This window comes from Microcystis sp. M179S2 (genome assembly GCF_020245805.1).
GTDB lineage: Bacteria > Cyanobacteriota > Cyanobacteriia > Cyanobacteriales > Microcystaceae > Microcystis > Microcystis aeruginosa.
On the sequence record NZ_JADBUE010000008.1, the window covers coordinates 1 to 12,590 of the forward strand.

6 protein-coding genes and 2 tRNA genes are annotated in these 12,590 nt (G+C 49.8%); 5 read left to right on the forward strand and 3 right to left on the reverse strand.

Annotated elements, in window-relative coordinates; all coding sequences use genetic code 11:
- Nucleotides 1–642 precede the first annotated feature (642 nt).
- From rpoD to IM500_RS00330, 5 genes are all read left to right on the forward strand, one after another.
- The gene (gene rpoD / locus IM500_RS00310) at nt 643–1,893 is read left to right on the forward strand and encodes an RNA polymerase sigma factor RpoD (protein WP_287737357.1); all 1,251 of its coding nucleotides are present in this window, start codon (nt 643–645) and stop codon (nt 1,891–1,893) included.
- Nucleotides 1,894–2,107: 214 nt separating this feature from the next.
- Nucleotides 2,108–2,401, forward strand: coding sequence for a 30S ribosomal protein S20 (rpsT, locus tag IM500_RS00315; protein WP_108937583.1), 294 nt, complete (start codon nt 2,108–2,110; stop codon nt 2,399–2,401).
- A 50-nt stretch (nt 2,402–2,451) separates the two neighbouring features.
- Complete coding sequence (locus IM500_RS00320; protein ID WP_190721623.1) at nt 2,452–3,231, forward strand: TatD family hydrolase; 780 nt, start codon at nt 2,452–2,454, stop codon at nt 3,229–3,231.
- Nucleotides 3,232–3,425: 194 nt separating this feature from the next.
- Nucleotides 3,426–6,737: a DNA-directed RNA polymerase subunit beta gene (gene rpoB / locus IM500_RS00325; protein ID WP_061430915.1), complete on the forward strand. Its 3,312-nt coding sequence runs from the start codon at nt 3,426–3,428 to the stop codon at nt 6,735–6,737.
- 317 nt (nt 6,738–7,054) lie between these two features.
- A complete protein-coding gene (locus IM500_RS00330; RefSeq protein ID WP_190721621.1) occupies nt 7,055–11,083 on the forward strand; it encodes a DNA-directed RNA polymerase subunit beta' in 4,029 nt (1,342 codons plus the stop codon).
- A 219-nt stretch (nt 11,084–11,302) separates the two neighbouring features.
- On the opposite strand, the gene IM500_RS00335 is transcribed toward IM500_RS00330, so the two are convergent.
- The 3 genes from IM500_RS00335 to IM500_RS00345 all read right to left on the reverse strand — a co-directional run bounded on the left by IM500_RS00335 (nt 11,303) and on the right by IM500_RS00345 (nt 12,123).
- Nucleotides 11,303–11,376 (reverse strand) — tRNA-Pro (locus IM500_RS00335).
- A 40-nt stretch (nt 11,377–11,416) separates the two neighbouring features.
- Nucleotides 11,417–11,932, reverse strand: a complete 516-nt coding sequence (locus tag IM500_RS00340; RefSeq protein ID WP_002736326.1) for a GNAT family N-acetyltransferase — start codon at nt 11,930–11,932, stop codon at nt 11,417–11,419.
- Between the two features lie 106 nt (nt 11,933–12,038).
- Nucleotides 12,039–12,123: transfer RNA gene (locus IM500_RS00345), tRNA-Ser, on the reverse strand.
- Nucleotides 12,124–12,590: the final 467 nt, after the last annotated feature.

Sequence of the window (12,590 nt, forward strand, 5' to 3'; positions counted from 1 at the left end):
CCCACCACCCCACTTCCCCACTTCCCCACTTCCCCCCGCAACGCGCACGCAGTGACCACCCCACTTCCCACTCCCCATGGCGCTGTTGGAGAAAATCTTAAATTTGTCTCGCAAATTTCTAAAATGTTGCTAAGTTAATATTATGAGCTTGCGCTCCATTGTCATAGTGCGTATGTACTAAAAACAGATTCCCGTAAAAGCAATGAGGGATGAAATTTATCCGTAAGAATCCGATCAAATTAAAGACAATGGCTAAGGAACAAAGGAATTAGCAAGGGCCCATAGGGATGCTGTTCCCCTTGCCATTGGGAACAGTTAACCCACCCCATAATTCCTTTGATTGTTAGCTATCTGGTCAGCACCGCAGACAATCGGGTGATCGGATTTCAGTCCTCCAGCCATTTACCCAATTTTTGCAGGAGCCAGATTATGAGTTGACCGAGCTAAAACAGCATTCCGTGTCGCTAAAATCCCATCGACACAAGAGAATTTAAGCAAAGATCTTCTCCCATTTGTTGTAATTAAAGCTACAATCGGAAAAGTCTTTCCCCGTCTCGGATTTGAGACACAAATTCGTTCAGTATCACCTAGATTGAGATTCGATCTTCTAGTTTTGCACAGAAGGAGCAAGAGGAAAACGGCATGATGCAGGCCCACGATGTACTAACCCTTACCGAGCCGCAATTGGATTTAGATTTGATTGACCTAGACGAAGACTTCGATGATGAGGATATCGAGTTAGAGCTAGAAGAAACCAGCGATAGCAACGATGGCAAAAAAACCCGCCGCCTTGCCAGCGCTCGTCGTCGCGACGCCGCTAGAAAAAAACCCTATACAGAAGATTCGATTCGGATTTATCTGCAAGAGATCGGCAGGATTCGGTTATTGAGAGCGGAGGAGGAGATCGAATTAGCGAGAAAAATCGCAGATTTACTGAAATTAGAACGTATTCGCGAAGATTTTCGCCTCTATAGCGATGCTGAATGGGGAAAACAGGTTTTCCTGTTCGAGCGCATCGAAAAAATTATCGTTGAAAAATCGGAAAAAGAACCGAAATTATCGGATATTAAGGTTTGTTTAGGTAAGACGGAGCTAATGGCTCCCCTGGTGGAAGAATGGCTGGCGAAATCAAAGGAATACTTATCGGCCTTTAAGCGTCGTTTGTACCATGGTCGTCGCGCTAAGGAAAAAATGGTACAATCGAACCTGCGTTTAGTGGTTTCCATCGCCAAGAAATACATGAACCGCGGTCTTTCCTTCCAAGATTTAATTCAAGAAGGTTCCCTCGGTTTGATCCGCGCCGCCGAAAAATTCGACCACGAAAAGGGTTATAAATTCTCCACCTATGCCACTTGGTGGATTCGTCAAGCCATCACCCGGGCGATCGCCGATCAATCCCGCACCATTAGACTTCCCGTCCACCTCTACGAAACCATCTCCCGGATCAAAAAAACCACCAAGATTCTTTCTCAGGAAATGCGTCGCAAACCCACCGAGGAAGAAATCGCCACCAAGATGGAGATGACCATTGAAAAACTGCGTTTTATTGCTAAATCTGCCCAATTACCTATTTCTCTAGAGACTCCCATCGGTAAAGAAGAAGATTCCCGTTTAGGAGACTTTATCGAAGCGGATGGGGAAACCCCAGAAGATGAAGTTTCTAAAAATTTATTACGCGAGGATTTAGAAAACGTCCTCGATACCCTTAGTCCTCGCGAACGCGATGTGCTGCGTCTGCGCTACGGTTTAGATGACGGCAGGATGAAAACACTCGAAGAAATCGGCCAGATTTTCAACGTCACTCGCGAGCGCATTCGTCAAATAGAAGCCAAGGCCCTGCGGAAACTGCGTCACCCTAACCGTAATAGTATCCTCAAAGAGTACATTCGTTAACTTCCCGTCCTTAAAAAACTAGAAACTGAGCCTCAAGGAGACTCAGTTTTACAGTCATCTACACTTCCCCATCGGTGGGAACCTAATCCTGAAAATATCTCTGGGGTTGCCCCAATCTTGTCCAGAAAACTCTTGCAACAAATAGCACAAATCTGTTATTATGGTTTGTCTGTGTCCCGATTAACCATACCAGCATTGAGAACAAGAAACGACTGTGGCTAATACAAAGTCTGCACTCAAACGAGTCCAAATCTCCGAAAGAAATCGTCTCCGCAACAAAGCGTACAAGTCAGCCGTAAGAACCCTGATCAAAAAATGTCTTGTCGCTGTCTCGGCCTACGGAGCCAACCCCAGCCCAGAAGGGCTAGAAAGCGCCCAACAAGCTCTATCGGAAGCTTACAGTAAAATCGATAAAGCCGTCAAGCGCAACGTCTTGCACCGGAACAACGGCGCTAGAAAAAAAGCCGGTTTAGCCAAAGCTTGGCAAAAAGTTAGCCAAGCTTCCTAAGAAACGAGTAAGCTGTAATCAGGACAGACGCAACAAGCGATCGGGGGTCGATGCAATTAATAGATACGCACGTTCATTTGAACTTTGACGTTTTGCAAGCCGACTTGCCCGCTATCTCCGAACGTTGGCGAAGTGTGGGAGTCGTTCATCTGGTTCACTCCTGTGTCGAACCGGAAGAGTTTGCAGCGATTAAAGCCATTGCCGATCAATTTGAGGAAATTTCCTTCGCCGTCGGTTTACATCCCCTAGATGCCCAAAAATGGCGAGATAATAGTGCCGATCAGATCGAATCCCTAGCCCGATCTGATCGGCGCGTCGTGGCGATCGGGGAAATGGGTTTAGACTTCTATAAAGCGGATAATCAAGAGCAGCAAAAACAGGTCTTTTGGACGCAATTAGAAATCGCCCATCGTCTCGATAAACCCGTGATTATCCATTGTCGAGATGCAGCCCCAGTCATGCGGGAGGAGATCATCGCCTTTCGGCAACAAGTGGGCAAAATTCGCGGCGTGATGCACTGCTGGACTGGCAACCCCGAAGAAACTCAATGGTTTTTAGATTTGGGTTTTTACATCAGCTTTAGCGGCATTGTCACCTTCAAAAACAGTAAAACCGTGCAAGCTGCCGCCCAAATTGTCCCCAGCGATCGCCTACTGATCGAAACCGATTGCCCCTTTCTCTCACCCAATCCCCACCGCGGTAAACCTTGTGAACCCTCTTTCGTCCGACCTGTGGCCGAAACCGTCGCCCGTCTGCGCGGCTATCCGGTCGAAACCATAGCCGAACAAACCACCCAGAACGCCCGCAACTTATTTCAACTCCCCAGTTAAAAAACATAGTTTATTAGCACAGAGCAGGGGACGGGGACGGGGAAATGGGGGAATTCAACTAAAACCCCAACACCCCAAAACCCTAAAACCCCAACACCCCAAAACCCTAACATCCAACACCCAACCCCTAAAAACCCCGATCTCCGAGAGCAATTCCCGACCGTCGCTATCGTGTCATCAGCCCTTGTAACCCTATGAACAATCTTACCTTTAACCTCTTACCCGACCTCATCGAAATCCAACACTCCAGTTTTCGGTGGTTTTTGGAAGAAGGACTAATCGAGGAACTGAATAGCTTTTCCCCCATCAGCGACTATACAGGTAAATTAGAACTACATTTCCTCGGCCAGGACTACAGACTCAAAGAACCGAAATACAACGTCGATGAAGCCAAACGACGCGATAGCACCTATTCCGTTCAGATGTACGTTCCCACCCGTCTAATCAACAAAGAAACGGGAGAAAACATCGAACAGGAAGTCTTTATCGGCGATTTACCCCTGATGACCGAACGGGGAACCTTTATCATTAACGGGGCCGAACGAGTCATCGTCAATCAGATCGTCCGTTCCCCCGGTGTTTACTACAAAGCCGAAATCGACAAAAACGGTCGCCGTACCTACTCCGCTTCCCTGATTCCCAACCGAGGAGCTTGGTTAAAATTTGAAACCGACAAAAACGGCTTAGTCTGGGTCAGAATCGACAAAACCCGCAAATTATCCGCCCAAGTTCTCCTGAAAGCGATCGGATTGAGCGATAACGAAATCTTTGACTCCCTACGCCATCCCGAATTCTACCAAAAAACCCTCGACAAAGAAGGCAATCCCAGCGAAGAAGAGGCCCTCCTCGACCTGTACCGCAAACTACGCCCCGGGGAACCTCCCACCGTCACCGGCGGACAACAACTGCTCGAATCGCGCTTTTTTGACAATAAACGCTACGATCTCGGTCGCGTTGGTCGTTATAAACTCAACAAAAAACTACGCCTCAACGTCCCCGATAACCAGCGCGTTCTGACCACCACCGACATCTTAGCAGCGATCGACTACCTAATTAACCTCGAATTTGACATCGGCAACACCGACGACATCGACCACCTCGGCAACCGTCGCGTCCGTTCCGTGGGTGAACTGCTACAAAACCAAGTGCGAGTAGGTTTAAACCGCTTAGAAAGAATCATTCGGGAACGGATGACCGTCAGCGAATCCCAAAACCTCACCCCCGCTTCCCTAGTCAACCCGAAACCCCTAGTAGCGGCGATTAAAGAATTCTTTGGTTCCTCGCAACTCTCCCAGTTCATGGATCAAACCAATCCCCTAGCGGAATTGACCCATAAACGCCGCATTTCCGCCCTCGGCCCCGGCGGTCTCACCCGGGAACGGGCCGGTTTTGCCGTGCGCGACATCCACCCCTCCCACCACGGTCGCATTTGTCCGGTGGAAACCCCAGAAGGTCCCAACGCCGGTTTAATCGGTTCCCTGGCCACCTACGCTCGCGTCAACGACTACGGTTTTATTGAAACCCCCTGTTATGTGGTGGAAAATGGCCGAGTCCGCTATGATCTCCCCGTTAAATACCTAACCGCCGACGAAGAAGACGATCTGCGGGTGGCACCCGGAGACGTGGCCACTGATGAAAATGGTTATATCCTCGGCGAAACTATCCCGGTGCGCTATCGGCAGGAATTCTCCACCACTTCCCCCGAACAAGTGGACTACGTTTGTGTTTCCCCCGTCCAAATTGTCTCGGTGGCAACTTCCCTGATTCCCTTCCTCGAACACGACGACGCTAACCGCGCCCTCATGGGTTCTAATATGCAACGACAAGCGGTTCCCCTGCTGCGTCCCGAACGTCCCCTTGTGGGTACCGGATTGGAAGCACAGGCCGCTCGCGACTCTGGCATGGTCATCGTTTCCCGTACCAATGGGGTCGTTTCCTACGTCGATGCTAACCGGATTCGCATCAAAGTGGCGGATGAAGACAAAGAGATTTTCGGCAAGAGCGAGATCGAGTACGAAATTCAGAAATATCAACGCTCTAACCAAGATACCTGCTTAAATCAGCGTCCTTTAGTCTATCAAGGGGAACAGGTTGTTCCGGGGCAGATCCTCGCCGATGGTTCCGCCACCGAAGGAGGGGAAATCGCCCTCGGACAGAATATCCTCGTCGCCTATATGCCCTGGGAAGGCTATAACTACGAAGACGCGATTTTAATCAGTGAAAGACTGGTGGCACAAGATGTCTATACCAGTATCCACATCGAAAAATACGAAATCGAAGCCCGTCAAACTAAACTTGGACCGGAGGAAATCACCAGGGAAATTCCCAACGTCGGTGAAGATGCCCTGCGAAACCTCGATGAACGCGGCATTATTCGCATCGGTGCCTGGGTAGAAGCCAGCGATATCCTCGTGGGGAAAGTCACCCCGAAAGGCGAATCGGATCAACCCCCCGAAGAAAAACTACTGCGGGCGATTTTCGGCGAAAAGGCACGGGATGTACGGGATAACTCTCTGCGCGTTCCCAACGGCGAAAAAGGCCGGGTAGTGGATGTGCGGGTATTTACCCGCGAACAGGGGGATGAATTACCCCCCGGGGCCAATATGGTGGTACGGGTCTACGTTGCCCAAAAACGCAAAATCCAAGTGGGCGATAAAATGGCGGGTCGTCACGGCAATAAAGGGATTATTTCTCGGATTCTGCCCCTAGAAGATATGCCCTACCTCCCCGATGGTCGTGCCGTCGATATCGTTCTCAATCCCCTGGGGGTTCCCAGTCGCATGAACGTCGGTCAGGTGTTTGAATGTTTACTGGGTTGGGCCGGGGAAAATCTAGGCGTGCGCTTTAAGATTACTCCCTTTGATGAAATGTATGGGGAAGAAGCCAGCCGTTTAACCGTCCACGGATTGCTAGAAAGTGCCTCGAAAAAACCCAATCGCGATTGGGTGTTCAAGGAAGAACACGCCGGCAAAGTCACGGTTTACGATGGTCGCACCGGCGAACCCTTTGACCGTCCCGTTACCGTCGGTATGGCCTATATGTTAAAACTGGTTCACCTGGTTGATGATAAAATTCACGCCCGTTCTACCGGTCCCTACTCCTTGGTTACCCAGCAACCCCTGGGCGGTAAAGCTCAACAGGGGGGTCAGCGCTTCGGAGAAATGGAAGTCTGGGCCCTGGAGGCCTACGGGGCGGCCTATACCTTGCAGGAATTGCTAACGGTAAAATCCGATGATATGCAAGGACGGAATGAGGCTTTAAATGCGATCGTAAAAGGCAAGCCGATTCCCCGCCCGGGTACGCCAGAATCCTTTAAGGTTTTGATGCGAGAATTGCAATCCCTCGGCCTCGATATCGCCGTTCACAAGGTGGAAAATGCCCCCGATGGTACTTCCCGCGATGTGGAGGTGGATCTGATGGTCGATGTCGGCCGTCGCGCCCCCTCTCGCCCCACCTACGAATCCTTAACCACGGAAGACCTTGAAGAAGAAGAATCGGAAGTGTAATTTCAGTGATCAGTGAGGGGTTAGGTGATGGGGAAATGGGGAAATGGGGAAATGAGGAAATGGGGAAATGGGGAAATGGGGAAATGGGGAAATGGGGAAATGGGGAAATGGGGAAATGGGGGAATTCAACTAAAACCCTAAAACCCTAAAACCCCAACACCCCAACACCCCAACACCCTAAAACCCTAACACCCCAACACCCTAAAACCCTAAAACCCTAAAACCCCAACACCCCACACCTAAACCTTATAACCAATCTTGTTACTGTTCACCGATGGCTGATAGCTAATAGCTGTTTACTTGTTACCCGGATCGAGATGTTTTATAACCAAACTGTTGACAAAGGAAAACTGAAAAAATTGATCGCTTGGGCCTATCAAAACTACGGTTCGGCGCGCTGTTCACAAATGGCCGATGAATTGAAAAACCTCGGGTTTCGTTTCGCTACCAAAGCGGGGGTTTCCATTAGTGTGGATGATTTAACCGTACCGCCGGCTAAACGACAGATGATCGAAAGTGCCGAACAGGAAATCCGGCAAACCGAACAGCGTTATGTGCGCGGGGAAATCACCGAAGTGGAACGCTTCCAAAAAGTAATTGACACTTGGAATAGTACATCTGAATCGCTTAAAGATGAAGTAATTCGCAACTTCCAAGTGACCGATCCCCTCAACTCCGTCTATATGATGGCTTTCTCGGGAGCGCGGGGCAATATGAGCCAAGTGCGTCAGTTAGTGGGAATGCGGGGATTAATGGCTAATCCCCAGGGGGAAATTATTGACCTCCCGATTAAGACTAACTTCCGGGAAGGATTGACCGTTACCGAATACGTTATTTCCTCCTACGGGGCGCGCAAAGGTTTAGTTGATACAGCCCTACGGACGGCAGATTCCGGTTATCTGACCCGTCGTCTGGTGGATGTGTCCCAAGATGTCATCGTCCGCGAGGCAGATTGTGGCACTAATCGTTATGTTGAATTAACCGCCATGACCGATGGCGATCGCGTGTTAATTCCCTTAAGCGATCGCTTATTAGGTCGTTCCTTGGCCGAAGATGTGGTGGTCAAGGGAGAAGTGATCGCCACCCGCAACCAGATTATCGATGACGAAACCGCCGAAAAACTGGGCAAACTGGTCGATAAAATCAAAGTCCGCAGCCCCTTAACCTGTGAAGCGGCCCGCTCAGTTTGTCAAACCTGTTACGGTTGGAGTCTGGCCCACGGTCATCCGGTGGATATGGGGGAGGCAGTGGGGATTATTGCCGCCCAATCGATCGGGGAACCGGGGACTCAGTTAACCATGCGTACCTTCCACACCGGGGGCGTATTTACCGGAGAAGTAGCCCGGCAAGTGCGGAGTCCCTTCGAGGGAACCGTGCGTTTTCTGCCGGGGTTAAGTATCCGTAACGTGCGAACTCGCCACGGGGATGAACGGGACCAGGTGGAGGCACCGGGGGAAATTAAATTAACACCCAAGGATAAAACTAAAGAAACTGTCACCTACTCTTTGACTCCGGGATCACTGCTATTTGTCACCGATGGGGCAATGGTAAGCGAGGAACAGTTACTAGCGGAAATAACCTCCGATAAAGTCCAAAAATCCACGGAAAAAGCCACAAAAGACGTAACCAGTGACTTAGCTGGCGAGGTGCTATTCTCGCAATTAGTCCCAGAGGAAAAAACCGATCGCCAAGGCAACACCACCCGCATCGCCCAACGGGGGGGATTACTATGGATTCTCTCCGGAGAAGTGTATAACTTGCCAACCGGGGCCGAACCCGTGGTCAGTAACGGCGATACAGTACAAGTGGGGGATGTTCTGGCGGAAACTAAGTTAGTATCCACTAACGGCGGTTTGGTGCGTTTAGCCCCCAATAGCCGGGAAATCGATATCGTCACCGCTTCCGTGTCTTTGGATCAGGCCGAAGTAAAAGTGGAAAGTAGCGCTGGTCGGGAACAATTTATTATTCATACGGTCGATGGTCAACGCTTCCTGCTGAAAACCACTCCGGGGACAAAAGTACAGAATCATGCCATTGTCGCCGAGTTAATCGACGATCGCTATCAAACCCACACCGGCGGGATGATTAAATACGTCGATATCGAAGTCTCCAAAGGCAGCCGCAAACAGGGTTATGAAATCACCAAAGGTGGCACGCTCCTCTGGATTCCCGAAGAAACCCACGAAGTCAATAAAGATATCTCCCTCTTACAGGTGGAAGATGGGCAGTATGTGGAAGCAGGGGAAGAAGTGGTTAAAGACATCTTCTGTAACTCTAGCGGTGTGGTGGAAGTGATCCAGAAAAATGACATCCTCCGGGAGATCATTGTCAAACCGGGGCTGTTATTTATGGATCTCGAACCGGAATCCTCTGGAATTGCCCAAGAACAGTTAATTTACCCCGGGACACAGTTGACTCCCGAAGTGACGATCGAGGAGTTACGGCAAGCGGAATGGGTGGAAACTAACGAGGGTTTGGGTTTACTACTGCGACCAGTACAGGAGTTCACCGTACAAGACCAATCCACTTCTCCCACCCAAGGTTCCGCTAACCAAGAAGGAGGACGACATATCGAACTGCGATCGGTACAGCGCATTTTCTTTAAAGACGGGGAAAGAGTTAAATCCGTCGAGGGTTGTCAACTGATCAGCACTCAATTAGTCCTAGAAATTAAGGGCGAAGAACCAGAATCGGTCTCCCATCTGACGGCCGATATCGAGTTAGAACCGATCCCGCAGGGAGCCGCGAAGCGGTGCGAGGACAGCGATTGTCAGCGTTTACAGTTAGTTATTCTCGAATCTCTGGTGCTGCGTCGAGATAGTGATAATGATCCTTTAGGGGGTAATATTCAGACTCGCGTTCTCGTCCAAGATGGCGATGAAATTCCACCGGGGGCAGTGGTGGCCAGAACCGAAATCCAGTGTAAGGAAGCTGGAGAAATTCGCGGGATTCGCAAGGGTAGCGAAGCGGTGCGCCGTCTTTTAATTGTGAGTGACCGAGACGAGTTTATTCTCCCGCTCGCTGTTGCTCCCACCGTCAAAGCCGGGGATCTGGTAATCGCCGAAGCTGAGATCGCTGCCGGAGTTTTAGCCCCCAATTCCGGTCAAGTGCTGGCCGTTGACAAAACCACCACTGGCTATGAAATCCGTCTGCGTAAGGCCCGACCCTACCGAGTATCGGCGGGGGCCATTCTGCACATCGACGAGGGAGATCTAGTCCAACGGGGCGATAATTTGGTGCTGTTGGTGTTTGAGCGCTCGAAAACCGGGGATATCATTCAAGGTTTACCGAGAATCGAAGAACTGCTCGAAGCGCGTAAACCGAAAGAGGCCTGTGTCCTGGCACGCAAACCGGGAGTTTGTCAAGTGGAGTACCAAGATTCTGAGATCGTCGATATTAAGGTGGTCGAGGATGACGGCACGATCAGTGAATATCCGCTTTTAGGCAGTCAAAACCCTCTGGTGAGCGATAATCAGCGTATTGATGTGGGTCAGGCGTTAACCGATGGTCAGGCTAATCCCCACGAGATTTTAGAGGTGTTCTTTAATTATTATGTGGATAGCCTGGGCAGTTACGAGGCAGCCCTGAAAGCCTTGGAAAAAACCCAGATGTTCCTCGTTGATCAGGTACAGTCGGTTTACCAATCCCAAGGGATCGATATTGCCGATAAACATATTGAAGTGATCGTGCGTCAGATGACCTCTAAGGTGCGGATCGATGACGGCGGCGATACCAGTATGTTACCCGGGGAATTGTTGGAACTGCGACAGGTGGAGACGGTAAACGAAGCCATGTCGATCACCGGTGGGGCGGCAGCTAAATATACGCCTGTACTACTGGGGATCACCAAAGCTTCCTTGAATACCGATAGCTTTATCAGTGCCGCCTCCTTCCAAGAAACCACCCGCGTCCTCACCGAAGCGGCGATCGAAGGCAAGTCCGACTGGTTACGGGGGCTCAAGGAAAACGTGATTATCGGTCGTCTGATTCCGGCGGGTACTGGCTTCAATTCCCACGAAAACACGGCGGGGATCAGCGATTACACCCCCCCAGAGGAGGAATATAACTACAACAATCGTAGCTATTACGCTCCCCCCGGCGGCCTCGGCTTGCCCCCTCGTCCCGGTTTCGGCGATAGTAGTGAGGATAGCGATATGATTCTTGACGATCAAACCGCTCGCGCCTACGCTGAGGGTGATGTGGTCGATTTAGAGGATGATGAGATGGCTTTCCTCTCCTCCCGCGGCAGCAGTCGCTTTAGTCGCCAACCCATCAGCGATCGCTGGTCAGAACCGGATGAGGAAGGGGAGGAGGACGATTTCGAGGAGGATTACGAAGAAGAATAATCGTCTGTGGAGATATTACAAGGAGCAGTGGGAGACACGGGGAGGCAAGGGCAATTTTTCTAGAGAAAAACCCCGATTATTCCCCAAGAATCTCCTGCTTCTCTCCCCAAACTCCCTAATTTTCTGGCTAATTCACCTAAGTTTGGCAATAAAAGAAGGCAACCTTTTTTGTTAACCGGAAAGGAGACAAAGTTAAGATTTTAAGAATTTTCTCTCAAGTCGGGATGACAGGATTTGAACCTGCGGCATCCTGCTCCCAAAGCAGGCGCGCTACCAAGCTGCGCTACATCCCGAAATAAACTCCTTTTTTAGTATAGCCCAAGATCCGCATTCTTAATCGGGATACCAAAACATACCTTTGATACCTTCGGGATCGAGAACAAAACCAAGACGACGATAGAAATCCACCACCTGCGGATCGGCGAAAAGAGTTATATTACTGATGTCCTCACCCCGCAACTTCCTAATCATAAATTTCATTAATGCTTTACCAAAGCCTTTACTTTGATAGTGAGGATGAACAACCACATCCCAGACCGTAGCATTAAAAGCGTGATCGGAAGTGGCACGGGCAAAACCCACTAAACGACGGCGATTACCTCGCACTTCCCACATCGACACCACTAAAAAACTACATTCGATCGCCTTTTTAACTTTGCGTAAAGGACGACGGGCCCAACCTACCGAGTCACAAAGTTCTTCTAACTCATATAGATCTAGCTCTCGATCGGTACTAAAAAACACTCGCGTCTGTCCAAGGTCATTCTGGGCCACCTCTACCAAGTCTCCCGAATAGTCAGGAGATGCAGTGACTTCCGAGCTATTAAACAATCTTTTCCAAAAAACCATGCCGGGGGGCTACTGCCTCAATATTATCCTTTTAGCCTAGTATATTTTATTTTCCCCTGTCTACGAACAATCGGGCAACCTGAGTCCAAATTTGATTGGTTGAGTACGGAGAGGGTGGGATTTGAACCCACGAACCATTGCTGGTTACTCGATTTCAAGTCGAGCGCGATCGACCACTCTGCCACCTCTCCAAGGCAGCTAGACCTATATCCTATCATTAGATCTCCTGCATAAATCAAAAATTTTCGGCAAATGTAGGGAAAAGGGTCAGAAACAAAAACCAAAAATCTAACTAGGGTTTGCGGCAAAAAGTTTGTTGGTGGGGTTAGGAGTCGGTCGCCGGTCGTCGGTCGTCAGTAGCCGGTCGTTTCAGGCTTTCTTGCCCTCTCTTTTTGTACTAGCTTATGTACTAAAAAGAGGATAATGCCAGGTTTTTGGGGGTCCCAATCCGATTTTCGCAGCATGAACATCGGATTTTAACAGGTCAAAAGCCTTATTTTAAAAGGGTTTTACCATTATTCAGCCGACCCTAACTAGGGTCGGCTGAAAAAGTAGGGGCGAAGCATTCGGGCAATAACCTATCGGTGAAACCGTAGATTTTCTATCCGAATGCTTCGCCCCTACAGGACGCGGGCCGATGAAGACGCAAGGTTTTGAA

Bases quoted from the DNA above. Each gene is read 5' to 3' on its own strand.
- IM500_RS00320 (WP_190721623.1), top strand. From the start codon at position 2,452: ATGCAATTAATAGATACGCACGTTCATTTGAACTTTGACGTTTTGCAA.
- IM500_RS00330 (WP_190721621.1), top strand. From the start codon at position 7,055: ATGTTTTATAACCAAACTGTTGACAAAGGAAAACTGAAAAAATTGATC.
- rpoB (WP_061430915.1), top strand. From the start codon at position 3,426: ATGAACAATCTTACCTTTAACCTCTTACCCGACCTCATCGAAATCCAA.
- IM500_RS00340 (WP_002736326.1), bottom strand. From the start codon at position 11,932: ATGGTTTTTTGGAAAAGATTGTTTAATAGCTCGGAAGTCACTGCATCT.
- rpoD (WP_287737357.1), top strand. From the start codon at position 643: ATGATGCAGGCCCACGATGTACTAACCCTTACCGAGCCGCAATTGGAT.